Source organism: Azospira restricta, from assembly GCF_016858125.1.
GTDB classification, from domain to species: domain Bacteria; phylum Pseudomonadota; class Gammaproteobacteria; order Burkholderiales; family Rhodocyclaceae; genus Proximibacter; species Proximibacter restrictus.
The window spans coordinates 1836064-1855981 of the sequence record NZ_CP064781.1 but is presented as its reverse complement, the minus strand read 5'-3'; the positions used below and the strand labels follow the sequence as shown (position 1 = coordinate 1855981).

General features: G+C 67.6%; 25 protein-coding genes. 10 read left to right on the top strand and 15 right to left on the bottom strand.

Annotated features, from left to right (window positions below):
• Nucleotide 1: 1 nt before the first annotated feature.
• The 6 genes from fliM to fliR are packed head-to-tail and all read left to right on the top strand — an operon-like array spanning nt 2 to nt 3753.
• A complete protein-coding gene (gene fliM, locus IWH25_RS09140; RefSeq protein WP_203388997.1) occupies nt 2-1006 on the top strand; it encodes a flagellar motor switch protein FliM in 1005 nt (334 codons plus the stop codon).
• Nucleotides 999-1442: a flagellar motor switch protein FliN gene (gene fliN / locus IWH25_RS09135; protein WP_203388996.1), complete on the top strand. Its 444-nt coding sequence runs from the start codon at nt 999-1001 to the stop codon at nt 1440-1442. Before fliM ends, fliN begins: the two co-directional genes overlap by 8 nt.
• A gap of 59 nt (nt 1443-1501) precedes the next feature.
• Nucleotides 1502-1960: a flagellar biosynthetic protein FliO gene (gene fliO, locus IWH25_RS09130; protein WP_203388995.1), complete on the top strand. Its 459-nt coding sequence runs from the start codon at nt 1502-1504 to the stop codon at nt 1958-1960.
• Between the two features lie 4 nt (nt 1961-1964).
• Nucleotides 1965-2708: a flagellar type III secretion system pore protein FliP gene (fliP, locus tag IWH25_RS09125; protein ID WP_203388994.1), complete on the top strand. Its 744-nt coding sequence runs from the start codon at nt 1965-1967 to the stop codon at nt 2706-2708.
• Complete coding sequence (gene fliQ, locus IWH25_RS09120) at nt 2705-2974, top strand: flagellar biosynthesis protein FliQ (protein WP_203388993.1); 270 nt, start codon at nt 2705-2707, stop codon at nt 2972-2974. The genes fliP and fliQ overlap by 4 nt, the downstream gene beginning before the upstream one ends.
• Nucleotides 2971-3753 carry a flagellar biosynthetic protein FliR gene (gene fliR / locus IWH25_RS09115; protein WP_203388992.1) on the top strand — a complete coding sequence of 261 codons (783 nt, stop codon included), beginning with the start codon at nt 2971-2973 and terminating at the stop codon, nt 3751-3753. Before fliQ ends, fliR begins: the two co-directional genes overlap by 4 nt.
• On the opposite strand, the gene IWH25_RS09110 is transcribed toward fliR, so the two are convergent.
• From IWH25_RS09110 to flgB, 12 genes are all read right to left on the bottom strand, one after another.
• The gene (locus tag IWH25_RS09110) at nt 3750-4286 is read right to left on the bottom strand and encodes a hypothetical protein (RefSeq protein ID WP_203388991.1); all 537 of its coding nucleotides are present in this window, start codon (nt 4284-4286) and stop codon (nt 3750-3752) included. The genes fliR and IWH25_RS09110 overlap by 4 nt on opposite strands.
• Nucleotides 4283-5548 (bottom strand): flagellar hook-associated protein FlgL, encoded by a 1266-nt coding sequence (flgL, locus tag IWH25_RS09105; RefSeq protein ID WP_203388990.1) that lies wholly within the window; start codon nt 5546-5548, stop codon nt 4283-4285. Before flgL ends, IWH25_RS09110 begins: the two co-directional genes overlap by 4 nt.
• A gap of 13 nt (nt 5549-5561) precedes the next feature.
• Nucleotides 5562-7595: a flagellar hook-associated protein FlgK gene (gene flgK, locus IWH25_RS09100; RefSeq protein WP_203388989.1), complete on the bottom strand. Its 2034-nt coding sequence runs from the start codon at nt 7593-7595 to the stop codon at nt 5562-5564.
• A gap of 71 nt (nt 7596-7666) precedes the next feature.
• Nucleotides 7667-8623: a flagellar assembly peptidoglycan hydrolase FlgJ gene (gene flgJ / locus IWH25_RS09095; RefSeq protein WP_203388988.1), complete on the bottom strand. Its 957-nt coding sequence runs from the start codon at nt 8621-8623 to the stop codon at nt 7667-7669.
• Between the two features lie 22 nt (nt 8624-8645).
• Nucleotides 8646-9782: a flagellar basal body P-ring protein FlgI gene (locus tag IWH25_RS09090; protein ID WP_203388987.1), complete on the bottom strand. Its 1137-nt coding sequence runs from the start codon at nt 9780-9782 to the stop codon at nt 8646-8648.
• Between the two features lie 24 nt (nt 9783-9806).
• Nucleotides 9807-10478, bottom strand: a complete 672-nt coding sequence (locus tag IWH25_RS09085; RefSeq protein WP_203388986.1) for a flagellar basal body L-ring protein FlgH — start codon at nt 10476-10478, stop codon at nt 9807-9809.
• Between the two features lie 15 nt (nt 10479-10493).
• The gene (gene flgG / locus IWH25_RS09080; RefSeq protein WP_203388985.1) at nt 10494-11276 is read right to left on the bottom strand and encodes a flagellar basal-body rod protein FlgG; all 783 of its coding nucleotides are present in this window, start codon (nt 11274-11276) and stop codon (nt 10494-10496) included.
• Nucleotides 11277-11286: 10 nt separating this feature from the next.
• Nucleotides 11287-12030 carry a flagellar basal-body rod protein FlgF gene (flgF, locus tag IWH25_RS09075; RefSeq protein ID WP_203388984.1) on the bottom strand — a complete coding sequence of 248 codons (744 nt, stop codon included), beginning with the start codon at nt 12028-12030 and terminating at the stop codon, nt 11287-11289.
• Nucleotides 12031-12059: 29 nt separating this feature from the next.
• The gene (gene flgE / locus IWH25_RS09070; protein WP_203388983.1) at nt 12060-13385 is read right to left on the bottom strand and encodes a flagellar hook protein FlgE; all 1326 of its coding nucleotides are present in this window, start codon (nt 13383-13385) and stop codon (nt 12060-12062) included.
• A 15-nt stretch (nt 13386-13400) separates the two neighbouring features.
• Nucleotides 13401-14078: a flagellar hook assembly protein FlgD gene (locus tag IWH25_RS09065; RefSeq protein ID WP_203388982.1), complete on the bottom strand. Its 678-nt coding sequence runs from the start codon at nt 14076-14078 to the stop codon at nt 13401-13403.
• A 13-nt stretch (nt 14079-14091) separates the two neighbouring features.
• Nucleotides 14092-14496, bottom strand: a complete 405-nt coding sequence (flgC, locus tag IWH25_RS09060) for a flagellar basal body rod protein FlgC (protein ID WP_203388981.1) — start codon at nt 14494-14496, stop codon at nt 14092-14094.
• A gap of 2 nt (nt 14497-14498) precedes the next feature.
• The gene (gene flgB / locus IWH25_RS09055; protein WP_203388980.1) at nt 14499-14903 is read right to left on the bottom strand and encodes a flagellar basal body rod protein FlgB; all 405 of its coding nucleotides are present in this window, start codon (nt 14901-14903) and stop codon (nt 14499-14501) included.
• 166 nt (nt 14904-15069) lie between these two features.
• Here flgB and flgA point away from each other — a divergent pair, with 166 nt between their 5' ends.
• From flgA to IWH25_RS09035, 4 genes are all read left to right on the top strand, one after another.
• Nucleotides 15070-15762 carry a flagellar basal body P-ring formation chaperone FlgA gene (gene flgA / locus IWH25_RS09050; protein WP_203388979.1) on the top strand — a complete coding sequence of 231 codons (693 nt, stop codon included), beginning with the start codon at nt 15070-15072 and terminating at the stop codon, nt 15760-15762.
• A gap of 270 nt (nt 15763-16032) precedes the next feature.
• Nucleotides 16033-16323 carry a flagellar biosynthesis anti-sigma factor FlgM gene (gene flgM, locus IWH25_RS09045; protein ID WP_238999050.1) on the top strand — a complete coding sequence of 97 codons (291 nt, stop codon included), beginning with the start codon at nt 16033-16035 and terminating at the stop codon, nt 16321-16323.
• 11 nt (nt 16324-16334) lie between these two features.
• Entirely contained in the window at nt 16335-16799 is a 465-nt protein-coding gene (locus IWH25_RS09040; protein ID WP_203388978.1) for a flagella synthesis protein FlgN, read from the top strand.
• Between the two features lie 194 nt (nt 16800-16993).
• A complete protein-coding gene (locus IWH25_RS09035; protein ID WP_203388977.1) occupies nt 16994-17602 on the top strand; it encodes a hypothetical protein in 609 nt (202 codons plus the stop codon).
• A 17-nt stretch (nt 17603-17619) separates the two neighbouring features.
• Here IWH25_RS09035 and motD read toward each other — a convergent pair whose 3' ends face one another.
• The 3 genes from motD to IWH25_RS09020 are packed head-to-tail and all read right to left on the bottom strand — an operon-like array spanning nt 17620 to nt 19913.
• Entirely contained in the window at nt 17620-18417 is a 798-nt protein-coding gene (gene motD, locus IWH25_RS09030; protein ID WP_203388976.1) for a flagellar motor protein MotD, read from the bottom strand.
• A 7-nt stretch (nt 18418-18424) separates the two neighbouring features.
• Nucleotides 18425-19165 carry a flagellar motor protein gene (locus tag IWH25_RS09025; protein WP_203388975.1) on the bottom strand — a complete coding sequence of 247 codons (741 nt, stop codon included), beginning with the start codon at nt 19163-19165 and terminating at the stop codon, nt 18425-18427.
• Entirely contained in the window at nt 19158-19913 is a 756-nt protein-coding gene (locus tag IWH25_RS09020; RefSeq protein ID WP_203388974.1) for an RNA polymerase sigma factor FliA, read from the bottom strand. Before IWH25_RS09020 ends, IWH25_RS09025 begins: the two co-directional genes overlap by 8 nt.
• Between the last annotated feature and the right edge of the window lie 5 nt (nt 19914-19918).

Below are 19918 nucleotides of genomic sequence, written 5' to 3'. Positions count from 1 at the left end.
CATGGCCCAGGACTTTCTTTCCCAGGAAGAAGTCGACGCCCTGCTCAAGGGCGTCACCGGGGAAACCGACGAGCCGGAAGCGCAGGCCGAGGAAGGCAGCGGCCCGCGCAACTACAACCTCGGCACGCAGGAAAGGATCGTCCGCGGGCGCATGCCCACGATGGAGCTGATCAACGAGCGCTTCGCCCGTTATCTGCGCATCGGCCTGTTCAACTACATGCACCGCAACGCCGAGATCTCGGTGGGGCCGATCAAGGTGCAGAAGTACAGCGAGTTCATCCGCAACCTGGTGGTCCCGACCAACCTCAACCTGGTTGCGGCAAAGCCGCTGCGCGGCACCAGCCTGTTCATCTTCGACCCGAACCTGGTCTTCCTCGTCGTCGACAACATGTTCGGCGGCGACGGCCGCTTCCACACCCGCGTCGAAGGCCGCGACTTCACGATGACCGAGCAGCGCATCATCCAGGGCATGCTCGACGTCGTCTTCGCCGAATACGGGCGCTCGTGGAAGCCGGTGCACGACCTCAAGTTCGAGTACATCCGCTCCGAGATGAATTCGCAGTTCGCGAACATCGCGACGCCGTCGGAAATCGTCGTATCGACGACCTTCTCGATCGAGTTCGGCGGCGCCGCGGCGGAAATGCACATCTGCTTCCCGTACTCGATGCTCGAGCCGATCCGCGACCTGCTCTACAGCAGCATGCAGAGCGACCAGCTGTCGACCGACAAGCGCTGGATCACCACGCTCCGGAAGCAGCTGCAGAGCGCCGAGGTGGAGATCACGGCGGAACTGACCCATGCCACGCTGACGCTGGGGCAGATCCAGAAAATGAAGGTCGGCGACGTGATTCCGGTCGCCATCCCGGACACGATCATCGCCAAGGTGGATAGCGTGCCGCTGCTGGAATGCACTTTCGGCCAGCAGCAGGGTCAATACGCGATCAAGGTGGAACGCTTCATCGCTTCCGAGAAGCAGGAATCGACGCAAGGGGAACAGCATGTCTGAGGATACCGAGAACCTCGCCGGCGGCGCGGAAGACGCGATCAGCGAGGACGACTGGGCGGCCGCGATGGCCGAGCAGGCGATCGCCGAGTCCGGCGCCGCGGCGGCCCAGCAGGCTGCCGCACCGGCGCAGATCTTCCAGAACTTCGGCGGCGAGCCGGGCAAGGGCTCGGTGATGAACGAACTCGAGCTGATCCTGGACATCCCGGTCCATATCACCGTCGAGCTCGGCCGCACCAAGCTGACGATCAAGAACCTGCTGCAGCTCGCGCACGGCTCGGTGGTCGAACTCGACGCAATGGCCGGCGAGCCGCTCGACGTGCTGGTCAACGGCACGCTGATCGCACAGGGCGAGGTCGTCGTCGTGAACGAGAAGTTCGGCATCCGCCTGACCGACATCATCACCCCCGCCGAGCGCATGCGCAAACTCGGCCGCTGAGCCGGCCGGCCGCCGTTGCCGGTTTCGCCGCGGGGCGCCTTGCATTAAGATAGGCCCCCGTGACCTCCCTGCCCCCGCCCCGCTTTCCGACCGTCCGCTGCGGCCGCCTCGCCGCGCTCGCCGCCGGCGTGCCGGCCTTGTCCGTCGCCGCCGCCGAGGCCGCGGCGCCCGGCGTCTCGGCGGGCACGATGCTGCAGACCTTCGCCATGCTCGCGCTGCTGCTCGCGCTGTTCGTCGGCGCCGCCTGGCTGACCAGGCGGCTCAACGGCGGCCGCGGCCTGATCGGCGGCCAGGGACCGCTGCGCATCGTCGGCGCGCTGGCACTCGGACCGCGCGAACGCATCCTGCTGGTCGAGGTCGAGGACACCTGGCTGGTGATCGGCATCGCCCCCGGCCAGATGCGCACACTGCACACGCTGCCGAAGGGCAGCCTGCCGCCACCGGCGACCGTCGGCGACGGCCAGTTCGGCCAGTGGCTCAAGCACTTTCGGAATCCCCCCCACGATGCGAAGGACTGATGCGATGCGGCGACGCCTGCTGCCGCTGCTGCCGGCGCTGCTCGCCGCGGCCCCGCTCGACGCGCTGGCACAGGCGCTGCCGGCGCTGACCAGCACCCCCGGCCCCGGCGGCGCCACCACCTGGTCGCTGTCGATCCAGACGCTGCTGACGCTGACCGCGCTGACCTTCATCCCGGCGGCGCTGCTGATGATGACCGGCTTCACGCGCATCATCATCGTCTTCTCGCTGCTGCGGCACGCGCTCGGCACGCAGACCTCGCCGCCGAACCAGGTGCTGGTCGGGCTGTCGCTGTTCCTCACCTTCTTCGTCATGGCGCCGGTCGCCGACCGCATCTACAGCGAGGCCTACCTGCCGCTGTCCGAGAACCGGATCAGCCTGCAGCAGGCCGCGGACCGCGCCGCGGTGCCGCTGCGGGGCTTCATGCTGAAGCAGACGCGCGAGGCCGACATCGGTCTCTTCGCCCGCCTCGCGCGCATCGAGAAGATCGAGAAGCCGGAGGACACGCCGATGCGCGTGCTGATCCCGGCCTTTGTCACCAGCGAGCTGAAGACCGCGTTCCAGATCGGCTTCATCATCTTCATCCCCTTCCTGGTGATCGACATGGTTGTCGCCAGCACGCTGATGTCGATGGGCATGATGATGATGTCGCCGGTGATGGTGGCGCTGCCGATGAAGCTGATGTTGTTCGTGCTCGTCGACGGCTGGCACCTGGTCGTCGGCTCCCTGGTGCAGAGCTTCGCCACATGACGCCGCAGACGGTCATGGAAATCGGCCGCCAGGCGCTCGAGATCACGCTGCTGGTGTCGGCGCCGCTGCTCATGGCGGCGCTGGTCACCGGCCTGATCATCAGCATCTTCCAGGCGGCGACGCAGATCAACGAATCGACGCTGTCGTTCATCCCGCGCCTGGTGGTGATGTTCATCACGCTGATCTTCGCCGGACCGTGGATGCTGCAGTTGCTGATCGACTACATCCGCCGGCTGTTCGACAGCATTCCCGGCCTCGTCGGATGATCTCGCTGACCAGCGCGCAGCTCGACGCCTGGATCGCGGCCTACTTTTTCCCGCTCGCCCGCATCCTGGCCCTGCTCGCCGCCGCGCCGCCGTTCTCCAACGCCGCTTTGCCGCGCCGCGTACGCCTGATCCTCGGCCTGGCGATCACGCTGGCACTGGCGCCGGCGCTGCCGCCGATCCCGCCGGTGCCGCCCGGCTCCGGCGCCGGGCTGGCGATCCTCGCCCAGCAGATGCTGATCGGCTTCGCGATGGGTTACGCAATGCGCCTGGTGGTCGCGGCGATCGACTTCGCCGGCGAAGTCATCGGCCTGCAGATGGGCCTCGGCTTCGCCACCTTCTACGATCCGGACAGCGCCTCGCAGACGCCGGTGCTCGCCGAATTCATCGCCATGCTCGGCATCCTCGTGCTGCTCTCGATCAACGGCCACCTGATGATCCTGGCGACGCTGGCGCAGAGCTTCGTCGCGCTGCCGATCGGCGCCACCACGCTCGCCGCCGCCACCTGGTCGAACCTCGCCCACGCCGGTGCGGTCGTCTTCGCTTCCGGCCTGATGCTCGCGCTGCCGGCGGTCGCCGCGCTGCTGATCGTCAACATCGCGCTCGGCGTGCTGACGCGCGCGGCGCCGCAGCTCAACCTGTTCGCCGTCGGTTTCCCGATCACGTTGATCGGCGGTTTCGTGATGCTGATCCTCAGCCTCGGCTATCTCGCGGCACCGCTGACGCAGCTGTTCGAGCACGGCCTGCAGGCCATGCTCGGGCATTTCGTTCCCGCCCGCTAACGGCGGCCGGGCGCCGTCTCTGCGCGCACCAGCTGGACGATGCCGTGCGAGTAGCGCTGGGCGACCGGCGTGCTCGACTCGATCCCCTCGCTGTAGTCGACAATGCGGTAGCCGGCGTAGCCGCGTTCGTACTGCAGCTGTACCGCGCGCCGCTTGAGCACGTTCATCGCCTCGCCGTCGCCGCCGACGCGGAAGCGCTTGGCGAGCAGGCGCACGTAGTAGGTTTCGCCGTCGAGCTGCGCCTCCTCGACGCTCCAGTTCGGCGCGAAGGGCTGGTAGACGAAGTACAGCACCAGCGGCGTCCGCAGGATCGGCAGCTGGTCGAGCGAATTGTCGAGGATGCCCTTCAGCGACCAGGCGACGGCCGGCGCCGCGATCAGTTCCTCGTAGGTGTAGGACAGGCTCGACGCCACTTGCACCTTGCCCTCGCTCGGCACCACCGAGCCGCTCGGCGGCACGTTCGGCACCGACGAGCAGCCGGCCGCCGCGGCGACGACGCCGCCCGCCAGCAGCAGGGCGCGGGTGAGGCTCATAGGATGCTGAACAGGCTCATGCCCGAGATCTGGGCGAAGGACTTCTGCGCCGCTTCCAGCTGCGTCTGCTGTTGCGTGAATTTCGAGATTGCCTCCGCATAGTCGAGATCCTGGAGGTCGGAAAGCGCGGTGGCGTACTGCAGATCGATGTCCTGGGAGGTGTTCGTCAGCGATTCCAGCTCGCGGAGGCGGGAACCGACGTCAGCGCGTATGCGGCTGACGTTGTCGAGCATCCGGTCGAGGTTCAGGTGCTCGGCCGCCATCCGGTTGCTGAACTCGGTTACCGAGTAGGACGCCGTACCGACCGGCGTGCGCAGCGCGGCAACGAGATTCTGCATCGTCGAAAAAATGCTCTGCGAAGCGCTCGGGTCGACGGTGAAGGTATCCCCGACGGCCGGCGTTCCCCGGATCACGACCTGCGCCCCGGAAAAGGAAATCGCCTGCCCCGGCGCAAAGGTCGGCGAGCTGGCATAGACGGCCGCGGTCGTCACGCCGACGACCTGATAGCCCCCGCCGGCCAGGAACTCGACGCGGAAGCCGGCACCGCCCTCGGCGTTGACGCCAGCCGCCCATGCGGTGGGGTCGAGCACGGAGCCCGCATCGATGACGCCGGTACCCTGGTTGATCAGGGCGCCGTTGCCGCCGACGCCGGTAACGAAGGTCCCGTTGCCGGTACGCACGTCCATGAAAAGATTGGCGCCGGAGACATTGGTCGGCATCAGGCGAGAGGCGCCGACCTGCAGCAGGCGCTCCCCCTCGTCGCCGGAATAGGCCACCGGCGGCTGGGTCGCCGGCGGTACCGGTGGCGACGATCCGTTGATCGAGAACGGTCGGGTCATTCCCTGGTAGCCGGAGAACAAAAACTGGCCGCTGCCGTCGGCGGTATTCGCAATGCCGAGCAGTTCGTCGAGCCGGATTTCCAGTTCCTCGGCGAAGAAGCCGCGCTCGGCGTCGGTGAGGACGGTATTCCCGGCCTGAATGATCCTTTCCCGGACGCTCTGCAGCACGTTCCCCAACGATTCCAGATTGGCTTCGACGATGTTCAGCTGCGCGCGCGCGTTGCCCTGATTGTCGATGTATTGGCCACCGATTTCCTTCGTTTGCGAAAGCACCAGCGCCTGCGCCGCCGCCACCGGGTCATCCTGCGGCGTCAGCACCCGGCGCCCGGTCGATAGTTGGTTCTGCAGGGTGTACAGCCCCTGCTGGTTGCGCTGGATGCCGAGAACCCCCGCGTCATAGATCTGGCTGGTACTGATTCGCATGGTGCTTCTCCGTTCAGGCGCGGATCGACAGGATCACGTCGAAGAGCCGGCTGCCGATGTCGATGACTTTCGCCGAGGCCTGATAGGCCTGCTGGAAGCGCAACAGGTTCGCCGCTTCTTCGTCGAGGTTCACTCCCGACAGCGCATCGCGGGAATTCTGCGCCTGCTTGAGAAGCGCCGACTGCGCCTCCGCTGTCACCTGGATTTCCCGGGTCTTGTTGCCGGCGTCGCTGACCAGACGAGAATACGCCACCTGGTAATTGGCGGTGCCGCCGGCGACCGTTCCCTGCGTCTGCAGTTGCCCCAGTGCAAGGGCGTTACGGCTGTCGGAAACGCCCGCGCTGTTGCGCAGGATGTTGAAGGAATCGCCGTTGTTCGGCGTTCCGGAGATGGTGAAGCTCAGGCCGGAAAGCGTTACGGTCGCTCCGGAAGTATAGGGAACGGTATCCGTCGGCGCCGTGATCGTATAGGAGGTCGTCACGCCGTTGACGGTGACGGTGACCGGGCCATTCGGGAAATTCGCCAAATTGCCGCCGTTGTAGTCAATGCTTATCGGCAGGCTGGCAAGCGAATACAGGTTCGGCGCCAGCGTCGGATCAGGGGTGATGGTGCCGGCAGAAATCTGGGCACTCCCCGTGTTCCCGGCATCCGTGGTTGTGCGAATCGGCAGCGCGGCGGCGATCAGCCGCGGATCGGCGGCGATCGACGTATTGACGAGGATGTTCCTGGCCACATCGCGGGTCGGCTGGATCAGATAGCTGTCGCCGGTGCTGTAGCCGGCGCCGTCGTCGCTCAGCGTGAATCCCTGCGGATCCGTCGCCAGGGCGGTGTTGATGGCGGCGATGCTGCCCCCCGACCAGGTCTTGTTGTCGGAGAGGCGGGTCAGCGTGAGCGTCCCCGCATTGTAGGTCAGCTGATAGTCGCTGCCCGTCAGGTCCGTATAGAAGTTGCTGCCGTTGAACGGCGGCGGGCTGGTAAAGTCGGCCGACACCGTCGCCGAACCGCTCGCATTCCTGGAGTTGGCAACCACCTTCGGCCCCGAAAAGCTGAAAAGGTCGCCGACGAACGAGCCCTCTCCCACTGCCTGGCCGAGCAGGTTCTGGCCCAGCGCATGCTGGGCGTTCATCGTCTGCGCCAGCGTCGCTGCGATGCGGCCGAGGTCGTTGGTGGCGCGATCCAGCGTTTCACTGCGGAAATTGAGCAGGCCGGCGAGCGCACCGCCGGTGATCAGATTTTCCGGGAGTTCCTGCACCGCGCCGGCGGTCTTGATGCCGACAACGATGCGCGAAATGTCGGCGTACGCCGCCTGCGCGACCAGTTCGGTGACCTGGGTGCCGACCACCAGTTGCTGCCCGGTGCCGAAAAAGACGTTGTAGGTACCGTCGCTATTGACGGTGGAGCGCACCTCGACCAGCTCGTTCAGTTGGCTCATCAGATGATCGCGCTGGTCGAGCAGGTCGTTCGCCGGCGCCAGCGTCGTGGCTTGCGCCAGCACGATGCGCTGGTTGAGTTCGCCGATCTGCCGCGCATACGAGTTGATCGAGGCGACGGTCGCCGTGATCTCGGTACCCACCCCTTCGCGCAGCTCAACCAGCCGCGCTTCCATGCTCTGGAAGCGCGAAACGAGTGCTTCCGCCGACGAAACCATCGACTGCCGTGCGGCCAGCGAAGCCGGATTGGCGGCGACGTCCTGAATGCCGCGGAAATAGTCCTGCAACGCCGGCGACAGGCCGGCGCTCTGGTCAGCCAGCATGTTGTCGATCTGCTTGATCTGCGCGTAGTAGGCGTCCAGTTCGCTGACCGAGCTCTGCGCCGTATTCACCTGGTTGACCAGCGTCTGGCTGTACAGGCGCTCGATCGCCGAGACGCTCGTTCCCTGGCCGACGAAGCCGGAGCCGGTGGCGACCGGGATGTTCGTCGTCTGGATGATGCGCTGTCGTGAATACCCCTCGGTACTGGCATTGGCGATGTTGTGCTCGGTCGTCAGCAGGCCCAGCTGCGCCGCCCTGATGCCGGAAATACCGATGCTGAAAATTCCTGTGCTCATGGATGACCTCGATTTCCATGTTTAACGGCATCCGCGCCGTATTGTTTAGCCGCAGCGAACAGTCCCGGCGCTCAGCCGACCAGCGCCTGGCGCAGCGTGCTGCCGTTGATGATCCGGGACAGCTTGTCCGCGTACATCGGATCGGTCGCGTAACCGGCCTGCTGCAACGAACGTGCAAAGGCCGTGCCATCCTGCTGGCCGAGCACGCCGGCGAAGCGCGGGTTGCCCGAAAGCAGGGTCGCGTAGTCGCGGAAGGCCTCGGCGTACGAGCCGTAGGCGCGGAACTTCTCGCGCGCCGGTTGGGCGACGCCGTTCACGTATTCGGTGGTCGCCGCCTCGACCGACTCGCCCTGCCAGCTCCTGCCGGCCTTGATCCCGAACAGGTTGTGGCTGCTCGAGCCGTCGCCGCGGCGGATTTCGCTCTTGCCCCAGCCTGACTCCAGCGCCGCGTGCGCAACCAGGAAATGCGCCGGCACGCCGGTGCTGCGGCTGGCCTCGACGGCGTGCGGCCAGACGCGATTGACGAAGTCGCGGGCGCCCTGCGACAGCGGCCCCGGCGCGACCGGCAAGGTCGCCGCAGCCGCGGCCGCCTCGCCGGCAACGCGACCGGCAACTCTTTCCGCGCCGACGATCGCCCCGGCGGGAATCGCCGCCCGCCCCGAAAACGCGCGCAGGCCGTCGACCGCGGCCGCTTGCGGAACGGCGTCGGCGGACGTCACGCCGAGCGTGCGCCCGAGCTGGGCCTCGATCAGACGGGCGAAGCCGACCTGGCCGCTGGCACCGAGCTGCTGCGCCAGCTGCTGGTCGAGCACGCTGGTGTAGAAGCGCGTGGCATCGCTGTTGAAGAGACCGTCGGACGGCGTCGCGTCGCGCATGCTCTTCATCACCATCTGCAGGAACATGCCCTCGAACTGCTGCGCCGCCTGCTTGAGGCCGGCCTTCGGATCCTGCTGGATCTTCGCGCGCAGGTCCTGCGTGGACTTCAGGTCGAGCACGAAGCGCTGGCTGGCGATGTCTTCCGGCTTCATCGGCGGTACCCCGGCGGCGGACTCAGATGATTTCCAGCTCGGCGCGCAGCGCGCCGGCGGCCTTCATCGCCTGCAGGATGGCGAGCAGGTCCTGCGGATTGGCGCCGAGCGCATTCAGTGCCTTGACCACGTCGGCGAGGTTGGCGCCGGCCTTGACGTTCATCAGCGCACCGGCGTCCTGCCGGATCTGGATGTCGGCGCGCTCGGTCACCACCGTCTGCCCGCCGGACAGCGGCGCCGGCTGGCTGACGCCGGGCTCGCTGCTGACCGTCACCGAAAGGTTGCCGTGCGCGACCGCGCAGTTGTCGATGGTCACCGCCTGGTTCATCACCACCGAGCCGGTGCGCGGATTGACGATGACCTTGGCCACCGTCTGCATCGGCCGCACTTCGAGGTTCTCGATGCGGCCGATGAAGGCGACGCGGGCGTCCGGCGCGTCCGGCGCCAGCACGCGGATCTGGCGGCCGTCGAGCGCCTCGGCAACCGGCCCCATCTCGCGGTTGATGACCTCGACCACGCGCTTGGCGGTGCCGAAGTCGGTCTGGTTCAGTTCGTAGCTGACGTAGGGCCCCTGGCCGACCGAGGTCGGCACCGCGCGCTCGACGGTGGCGCCGGCGGCGATGCGGCCGGCGGAGAGATGGTTGACCTGCGCCTTGCTACCGCCGGCGGATGCGCCGGCGCCGCCGACCAGCACGTTGCCCTGCGCCATCGCGTAGATCTGCCCGTCGGCGCCCTTCAGCGGCGTCATCAGCAGCGTGCCGCCGCGCAGGCTCTTGGCGTTGCCGATCGACGACACGGTGATGTCGATCGCCTGTCCCGGGCGGGCGAAGGCCGGCAGGCTGGCGGTGACGACCACCGCGGCGACGTTCTTCAGCTGGATCGTGCTCGCCTTGTCGAGCGGCAGGTTGGCGCCGAGTTGCGACAGCATGTTCAGCGTCGCCTGCGTGGTGAACGGGGTCTGCGTCGTCTGGTCGCCGCTGCCGTCGAGGCCGACCACCAGGCCGTAGCCGATCAGCTGGTTCTGGCGGACGCCCTGGATCGAGGCCAGGTCCTTGATCCGCTCGGCGTGGGCGGACGGGCTAGCGGCGGCGAGCGCCGCGCAGGCAAGGATTGCCGCCTGGCGAAGTATTTTGCCGGTCAGCCTGCCGAATCCGTCCATTTGCCGTCTCCATCGCGATTTCTGTCAGAACGGCAGGAAGCTAAGGAAGAATCGTGCCAGCCAGCCCATGACCTGCGCCTCGCTGATGTAGCCGCTCTCCTTGTACTCGACGCGGGCGTCGGCGACGCGCGACGAGGCGATGGTGTTGTCGGCGGCGATGAAACTCGGATTGACGACGCCGGACAGGCGGATGTACTCCTGGCCGTGGCCGATCGCCACCTGCTTCTCGCCGGAGACGAGCAGGTTGCCGTTCTCCAGCACCTCGATCACGGTCACCGTGATCGCACCGGTGAACACGTTCTTGGCCGCGGCGGCGCCCTTGCCGGCGAAGTCGTTCTCGGTCTCCGCCGACAGCCCCATGCCCTGGAAGTTGCGGCCGGGCAGCCCGGTGATGGTCGGCACCGAGGCCGAGATGCTCGAGGTCCGGTTCGCCGAACTGCTCGAGCTGGTCGAGGCCGAGGTATTTTCGACGATGGAGATGGTCAGCGTGTCGCCGACGTAGCGCGCGCGCCGGTCCTCGAACAGCGGACGGGCGCTGCCGGCGTTGAAGATCGAGCCGTTGGCATACGGGTTTTCCGCGCGCGGCGTCGGCCGCGCCGTCATCGGCTGGTGCACGTTGGTCGGCGGCACCGACTGGCAGCCCGCGAGCACGGCGGCGAGCAGCGCCAGCAGGGCAGTCAGGGTGCGGTTGATCATCACGCGACTCCTTCCTCAGAGTTGCGTCAGCCGGCCGAGCATCTGGTCGGAGGTCGACACCACCTTCGAGTTCAGCTCGTAGGCGCGCTGCGTCTGGATCATCGACACCAGCTCCTCGGCGACGTTCACGTTCGAGGTCTCGACGTAGAACTGGTTGAGCACGCCGGCGCCGTTGAGGCCCGGCGTGTTCGGCGTCGGCGCGCCGCTGGCGGCGGTTTCCAGGTAGAGGTTCTCGCCGATGCTCTGCAGGCCGCCCGGGTTGATGAAGGTCGCCACCTGGATGGTGCCGACCTGCGTCGCCGCGGCGTTGCCCGGCTGCGTCACGCTGACCACGCCGTCGCTGGAGATCGTCAGCGTCAGCGCGTCGGCGGGAATGGTCACCGCCGGCTGCAGCGGATAGCCGTTGGAATTGACGATCTGCCCCTGGTTGTCCTTCTGGAACGAGCCGTCGCGGGTGTAGGCGATGGTGCCGTCGGGCAGCGTGATCTGGAAGAAGCCGGCGCCGTTGATGCCGATGTCGAGGCCGTTGCCGGTCTGCTGCAGGTTGCCCTGGGTGTGGATGCGCGCCGTCGTCACCGGCCGCACGCCGGTGCCGAGCTGCAGGCCCGACGGGATCTGCGTCTGCTGCGAGGACTGCGCGCCCGGCTGCCGCAGCGTCTGGTAGAGCAGATCCTCGAACACCGCGCGGCCGCGCTTGAAGCCGTTGGTGGAGACGTTCGCCAGGTTGTTGGCGATCACGTCGAGCTGCGTCTGCTGCGCATCGAGGCCGGTGCGCGCGATCCAGAGGGAGCGGATCATTCAGGGTTCCTCATCGGTTCATCGTCAGGATCTGCGCCGCGGAGCGGGCGTTGGCGTCCGCCGTCTGCAGCATCTTCACCTGCATTTCGAACTGGCGTGAAAGCGAGATCAGGTTGACCATCGCATCGACGCTGTTCACGTTGCTGCCTTCGAGCGTCGCCGGCGCCAGCTTGACGTTGGCATCGACGTCCGCGGGCTGCCCGCTGCGCAGCCGGAACAGGCCGTCGGCGCCGCGCGCCAACTCGTTCTCCGGCGGATTGACGAGCTTGATGCGGCCGACCGGGTTGGAGTTGTTCGGCGTGCCGAACAGCGGCACCACCGACACCGTGCCGTCGGGCGCGATGCTGATGCGGTTGTCGGGCGGGATCGCGATCGGGCCGCCGTCGCCGAGCACGTTCATGCCGTTCGCGGTCTGCAGCTGGCCGGCGGCATTGACCTGCAGCGCGCCGTTGCGCGTATAGGCCTCGCCGCCGTCCGGGGTTTCGACGGCGATCCAGCCGGCGCCCTGCACGGCGACGTCGAGCGGGCGGCCGGTGGCCATCAGCGGCCCCTGGTCGAAGGTGTCGGCGACCGAGGCATTCACCGTGAACGCGCGCGTCGGCAGCTCGCCGCCCTGCACCTGCACCGCGCGGAACTTGTGCTCCACCGCGCGGTAGCCTGTGCTCGCCGCGTTGGCGAGGTTGTTGGCGACGCCGGCCTGCTGCAGGAAGGCCTGCTTGGCGCCGCTCATCGCCGTGTAGATCAGCCGATCCATGTTCCTCGCCCGTGTCGTCTAGCTCAGGATCAGCGCAGGTTGACCAGCGTCTGCATGATCGAGTCCTGCGTCTTGATCGACTGCGCGTTGGCCTGGTAGTTGCGCTGCTGCGTGATCATGTTGACCAGTTCGGCGGTGAGGTCGACGTTCGACTCCTCGATCGCCGCCGACTGCAATACGCCCAGACTGCCCGAGTTCGGCGCGCCGACCGTCGGCGAGCCGGAGACCGAGCTTTCCGACCAGACGTTGCCGCCAAGGTTGATCAACCCGTTCGGGTTGGTGAAGTTGGCGAGGACGATCTGCCCGAGGTTGCGTGCCTGGCCGTTGCTGTAGCGCCCCTGGATGACACCGTCGGCGCCGACGGTGAGGCCGGACAGGCGACCCGAGGTGTAGCCGTCCTGCTCCAGGCGGTTGGTACCGAAGGGCGAACCGAACTGCGTGCTGCCGGTGAAGTCGACGTTGAAGGCCAGCGGACTGCCCGCATTGTTGGTGCTGCCGGTGGCCTGCACGACGCCGTTGAGGTCGATGCTGATCGACAGCGGCATCGCCGTCTGCAGCACCCCGCTCGAATTGAACTGCAGAGTCGCCGGGTTGCCGGCGCCGGCGCCGAGGTTGACCGTCTGGTTGGTGGTGCCATCGACGTTGGCGTAGACCTGCCACTGGCCGGAGGTCGCCGTCTTCACGAAGTAGTAGGTCAGCGTGTGCGCGTTGCCGAGGGTGTCGTAGACCGAGAGCGCGGTCGAGTAGTTGTAGCTCGCCGGGTTCGGCGACCACAGCGTCGTCGCCGGCGCTGCCGCAACCGCCGGCCCCGACGTCCAGGCGGTGCTCGGCACAGTCTCGCGCGAGTCGAGATTGAGGTTGCCGCGCACGCCCTGGAAGGCGCCGACGCTGGCGCCGGTGGCGACCGGCGGCTGGTCGGCCGACGACAGCTGCAGCTCGACCGGCGTCGACGGCACGATCAGGCCGGAGCCGTCGGCGGCGTAGCCGGTCAGACGCAGGTTGGCGTCGTTCACGATGAAGCCGCTCTTGTCCAAATGGAACTGGCCGTTGCGGGTGAAGGTGATCGCGCCGTTCTGGCTCATCCGGAAAAAGCCGCCGCCGTTGATCGAGACATCGAGCGGGTTGTTGGTGGTGGTGATGTTGCCCTGCGTGAATTGCTGGACGACCGCGGTGAGGCTGGTGCCGATGCCGATCTGCGACGCGCCGGCGCCGGTCAGCGACGCGGCATAGACGTCGCCGAAGTGCGCGCCGGCGGCCTTGAAGCCGACCGTGCCGGAGTTGGCGACGTTGTTGCTGATCACGTCGAGCGCCTTCGACGAACTGTTGAGGCCGCTCAAACCTTGCTGGAATGCCATGTCCTGTCTCCTGCCTTAGAGAATCTGCTGCACGTCCTTGAACGCCATCGTGCCCTGCGGCCCGAGGTCAAGGAGGAATCCGTCCTTGCTGCGAACGACAGCATTAACCATGCCAAGCTGCAGCGCGCTCGCCTCGACCTTGTCGTTGCCGCGCACCGCGGCGACCTTGAAGGTGTAGGTGCCGTCCGCCGCCTTGCTGCCGTCGCTCTTCTTGCCGTCCCAGGTGAAGTTCAGGTTGCCGGCCTCGGCGGCACCGAGCTTCTGCGACTGCACCAGGTTGCCGGCCGAATCGTAGATGCTGATCGTGACCTGGTCGGCCGGGCCGGCCAGCGTGGCGCCACCGATCGCCTGGCCGCCGGCGAGCGGCAAGGAATTGCCGGCGACCAGCACATATTTGCCGACCATGCCGGCCGCCTGCATCGCCTGCCCTTCGTTGTAGACGCCGAGCATCTGGCTCAGCGTCGTGTTCAGCTTCTCGATGCCGCTGATGGTGTTGATCTGTGCCAGCTGGCTGGTCATCTGCGCGTTGTCCATCGGATTCAGCGGATCCTGGTTCTTCAGCTGCGTCACCAGCAGCGTCAGGAAGCGGTCCTGGATCTGGTCCGCCTGGCTGCCGCCGCTCTTCTTCGTGCTCGCGCCGAGCGCGGCGAAGACGTCGCTGCCGGAGTTGGTGGTCGAATTCACGGTTGCCATGGTCTAGCTCCTTTTACTGGCCAAGCGACAGCGTGCGCAGCAGCAGCGTCTTGGCGGTATTCATCACGTCGGCGTTGGTCTGGTAGGAACGCGACGCGGAGATCATGTTGACCATCTCCTCGACCGCATTCACGTTCGACATCGCGACATAGCCCTGTTCGTTCGCCGCCGGGTTGCGCGGGTCGTAGACCATGCGCGCCGGCGACGCGTCCTCGACCACCTGGCGCACGCGCACGCCCTGCGCGCCGGCGTTGCCCATCGGCGTCGCCTCGAACACCACCTGCTTGGCGCGGTACGGCTTGCCGTCGGCGCCGGCGACGCTGTCGGCGTTGGCCATGTTCGAGGCAACCGCGTTGAGGCGCGCCGCCTGCGCCGTCAGCGCACTGCCGGCGATATGGAAGACGTTGAAGACGCTCATGATTACTGGTTACCCTGGATGGCCGACAGCATCGTCTTCAGGCGGCCGGTGATGAAGGTGATGCCGGCCTCGTAGTGGACCGCGTTCTCGGCGAACTGCGAGCGCTCGACGTCCATGTCGACGGTGTTGCCGTCGACCGCCGACTGCGTGTTCTTGCGATAGAGCAGCGGTGCCGGTCCGGCACCGGCGCCGCCGGCGAGGTGGCCGGGCGCGGTGCGCGCCAGCTCGAGGCCATCGCTGCGGCCGGCCATCGCGTTCTTCAGCGCGGCGGTGAAGTCGATGTCGCGCGCCTTGTAGTTCGGTGTGTCGGCGTTGGCGATGTTCGCCGCCAGGATCTGCTGCCGGTGCGCACGCAGGCTGAGCGCCTGATGCTGGTAGGACAGCAGATCGTCGAGTTTGGTGGCCATGCCGGGACTCCGTTTGCGTAAGCTGCCAGCCTTACAGCGAAAAGCATGCCAAGCGTCCACAGCCCCTGTTTCGGCCTGCCGGCAGCCTTGCCGACGCGGCGCTCCGGCAATAATTGCCGAGTCCTGCCGGTTCCGCGGCAGCGGCGCATCAGGCAGAATACGGGCCATGAACGGACCCCGCCTCCTCATCGCCGCCGCGCTGCTCGCCGCCACGGCGACGCTGACCAGCCCGCCGGCGACAGCGCGCGAACTGCTCGCCGCCACCGTCGAGCAGTACCTGCAGACACAGACGCGGGGCCTGCCCGGCAAGGTGGACGTCAGCGTCGGCCAGCTCGACCCACGCACCCAGCTCGCGCCCTGCTCCGCGCACGAGCCGTTTACGCCGCCGGGCACGCGGCTGTGGGGCAAGGCGACGGTCGGCGTGCGCTGCCTCGGCCCGGCCAGCTGGACGGTCTACGTGCCGGTTCAGGTCCGCGTCAGCGGCAACTACGTGGTCACCGCCCGCGCCCTCAACCCCGGCCAGCCGCTCGACGCCGGCGACCTCGCGCTGCGCAGCGGCGACCTGACGGCGCTGCCGACGGGCATCCTCACCGAGCGCGAGCAGGCGGTCGGCAAGACCCTGAAGAACGGCCTCGGCGGCGGCCAGCCGCTGCGCAGCGACATGCTGATCGCGCCCTTCGTCGTCCAGCAGGGGCAGGACGTGCGCCTGATCTCGAAGGGCCCCGGCTTCGCCGTCAGCAACGAAGGCAAGGCGCTCAACAACGCCGCCGACGGCCAGGTCGCCCGCGCCCGCACGGCCAGCGGGCAGACGGTCAGCGGCATCGCGCGCCCCGGCGGCATCATCGAGATCGCGCCCTGAGCAGAGCGCTTTGCGCTCTGCGAAGAAGTACTCTTGGGGTGCGCCCTGAGCGATGCGCGCTGCGCATCGCGAGGAAGTACTCCTGGGGTACGCCCTGAGCAGAGCGCTTCGCGCTCTGCGAAGAAGTGCCCTTGGGGTGCGCCCTGACGCCGCACCGCGACACCCCGGCTCGGGCTAGAATCCCGACCGGAAGGAAATGCAGCACTTTCTGCTAAAGTTTTTGCCGATGATGCCGTTACTTCCCTTGAAAACCCGCGCAAGGATCACATCGTGAAAATCGACAGCAATTTCAAGCCGGTAGGTTCCGGCAGCGTCAGCGGCAGCCGCCCCAAGGCGGAATCGGCCGGCGCGCGCGCAGACGCCCCTGCGGCCGAGGTGAAGATCAGCACGGCGTCGGCGCAGCTCGCCGGCGCCAGCAGCGGCGCCCCGGTCGACGGTGCGCGCATCGCCGAGATCAAGCAGGCCATCGCCGAAGGGCGCTTCCAGATCAACGCCGAGGCGATCGCCGACGGCCTGATCGCCACCGCGCGCGACCTGCTCAACTCGCAGCGCAAGGCCTGAACCGCCCGCCCATGCCTGCCCTGGCCGACGTCATCGCGGCGGAAGCCGACGTGGTGTCGGCCTTCGTCGCCCTGCTCAAGGAAGAACAGGAAGTCCTCAAGACCGGTAGCGCCGACGCACTGCCCGCGCTGGTCGACCGCAAGACCGCGACGGTGCAGCAGCTCGCACCCCTGACCGCGGCCCGCAACGGCGAACTCGCCCGCGCCGGCTTCGCCGCCGACCGCCCGGGCATCGACGCCTGGCTGGCGAAAAACCCCGGCGACCGCAACGTCCGCCAGCAGTGGCAGAAGCTGCAGGCGCTCGCCGCCGAAGCCAGGGAGCTCAACCGGGTCAACGGCGAACTGATCCGGCTGCGCATGCACAACAACGCGCAGGCCCTCGAAACCCTGCTCGCCGCATCGCAACGACAGGATCTCTACGGCGCCGACGGCCAGGCCACCCAGGCCGCGCCCCGGCGCATCATCGACTCGGCCTGAGCGCCCCTCCCGCGAAGTCGCCGCACACACCGGCAACGCCGACCGTGACAACGGCGGACGGTGAACTATGCTGCGTAGTCCACCCGGAGCGCATCCCGGCCCGGAGCAATTTCACGACCGTTCCTCGCGACACCACCGCGAGGCTGCGCTGCGGCGTGGACGCCGACCCTGGCGACACCACCGCGACGACGCCCATGGCTGTCGAAGGCGATGCGATGCCCGTCCCGGATCGGCGCCCCTCCTCCGTCACGAAGCACGTACTCACTGCCAGGAGAATTGCCATGCCCAATCGTCAGCATCCCCCTTCCCGCCGACCATCACTGCCCGCCGACGCGGACGCGACCTGCCGCCCCGAAGACCTCGCCCTTGCCGTAATCGAAGCCAACCGGCGCTGGTGGGCGTTGCAGATCGAGGCGATGGAGGCGGCGCTGGCGGAAAACACGCAGCAGGCGAAGACCACGCTGGAAAACGCAGCGACCGGCGGCGATGCGCTCGCCGGCTGGCCGCAGCTTTACGAGCGGAAGCTGCAGCGCTACAGCGCGCTGACGCACAACGGCTTCGAACTCGCGGCGCACAGCATCCGCCAGCTGAACCAGTTGACGGCGCAATTGCTGACCTCCTCGCTTGCCGGTTTCGCCCCCCCGGCAGCGGCAGCCGGCGCCGACGACCCGGCTGCGGAAGCGTTCGTCGAGCGGCGCGTCGCCGCCCGCGTCATCGCTTTTGCGGACCGGCGCCGCACCGCGCAGGGCAGCGACGCCGCAAGCGCTCATCCGGCGGCAGGCGCGCGGCGCAAGGCCGCCTAGGAAAGAAAGGGCCGCCGTCAGGGACGGACGGCAGCGTTCGTCGGGATTTCCACCGGCACTTCGGTCGGCTTCTCCGGCAGCGCCGAATCGATCTGGATCGACACCCGGCGGTTGCGGGCGCGCCCTTCGATCGTCTCGTTGCTTTCCACCGGCCGCGTCTCGCCGTAGCCGATCGCGGTCAGCCGGTCGGCGGGAACGCCGGCCTCGGCGAAGATGCGCAGCACGGTGGTCGCGCGCACCGCCGACAGTTCCCAGTTCGACGGGAACTGCACGGTCTTGATCGGCACGTTGTCGGTGTGGCCCTCGATCGTCACCGGAAAGTCGGCGGTGGCGATGACGTCGGCGACGGCGCGCAGCGCCCGGCTCGACTCGGTGTTGAGCACCGCCTGGCCGACCGCGAACAGCGCCGAGTCGGCGATCTCGATGGTCACGCCGCGGCTGGTCTCGAGCAGCCGCACCTTGCCCTCGCGCACCAGCGGCGCCAGCGCCTCCATGATGTCCTTGGCCATGTTGCGCATGCGCTCGCGCTGCTTCTGCTTGGCCGCGTCGGCCTGGCTCGGTTTCGGCGGCGCGACCACGCTCGGCGGCGTCGGCATCGCCGCCTGCGGGATGATCACCTGCCCGCTGGCGTTGACGGTGACATTGCGGAAGGCTTGCGTCAGCGAGTTGGACAGGATCTTGTACTTGCCCTCGTTGATCGACGACAGCGCGTACATGACGACGAAGAAGGCGAACAGCAGCGTGATGAAATCGGCGTAGGAAACCAGCCAGCGTTCGTGGTTGTCGTGCTCTTCCGGGCGCTTGCGGCGGGCCACGGCGACCTCAGCTGTAGTAGCCGCGCAGGCGGTTTTCGATGATGCGCGGGTTGTCGCCGTTGGCGATGCCGATCAGTCCGTCGACCAGCATCTCGCGGTAGGTGACGTGGCGCGCGACCTGCGCCTTGAGCTTGTTGGCCATCGGCAGGTAGACCAGGTTGGCCAGGCCGACGCCGTAGATCGTGGCGACGAAGGCGACGGCGATGCCGGCGCCGAGGCGCGAGGGATCGGAGAGGTTCTCCATGACGTGGATCAGCCCCATCACCGCGCCGAGGATGCCGATCGTCGGCGAATAGCCGCCGGCCGCCTCCCAGATGCGGGCGCCCTGGCGCAGCTCGTCCTCGTAGGTGTTGATCTGCACCTCGAGCACCTCGCGCAGGCGCTCCGGCTCGACGCCGTCGACCAGCAGCTGCAGGCCCTTCCTGGCGAACTCGTCCTTCATCGGGCCGATGAAGCCCTCGAGCGCGAGCAAGCCTTCGCGGCGCGAGACGTGGCTCCAGTTGGCGACCTGCTGGATCAGCTTGCCGTAGTCGATCACCGGCGGGAACCACACCCACTTCGCCATGCGGAAGCCGAGGCTGAAGGTCGAAAACGGGCTTTGCAACATCACCGCGCCGAGCGTGCCGCCGCCGACGATCAGGAGCGCCGTCGGCTGCACCAGCGAACCGACGTGGCCGCCTTCGAGCAGCTGGCCGCCGACGATGGCGACGAGGCCGAGGATCAGGCCGGCGATGCTGATCTTATCCACGGCGCGGACGTCCCCGCTTCTTCGGCGCCACCGGCGCGCCCTCGCCGAACAGGCGGGAGCGCAGGCGGGCGATCGCCTGGCTGTGCAGCTGGCAGACGCGGGATTCGGTCACCCCCATGACTTCTCCGATTTCGCGCAGGTTGAGCTCCTGCTCGTAGTACAGCCCCATCATCAGCTTTTCCCGCTCCGGCAGCGCGTCGATCGCCGCCACCAGGTGGCGGCGGATGTCCTGGTCCTCGAGCAGCCGCGCCGGATCGGCGGCGTCGTCGGTGAAGTGCCGCTCGAGGAAATCCTCGTCGCCGTCACCGGCAAGGTCCTCGAAATAGACCAGCTGATGCCCTCGGGCATCCTGCAGCATCTTCTGGTAGTCGGCAAGGGGCATGCCCAGCGAATCGGCGAGCTCGCGCTCGCTCGGCGGCCGGCCGACCTGCTGTTCGAGCAGGTGGATCGCCGCCTCGATGCGCCGCATCTCGCGGCGCAGGCTGCGCGGCAGCCAGTCGTTGTCACGCAGTCCGTCGAGCATCGCGCCGCGTACCCGCTGCGTGGCATAGGTTTCGAACTGGGCGCCCATGCCGGCCTCGAAGCGGTCGATCGCGTCGAGCAGACCGATCATGCCGTTCTGCACGAGGTCGTCCGCCTGCACGCTGGACGGCAGACGGCTCATCAGGTGGAAGGCGATGCGCTTGACGAGGGGCGCGAAGCGCTGCACCAGTTGCTCTTTGTCGAGCTGCCCTGCAGCGGTATACATGAGTC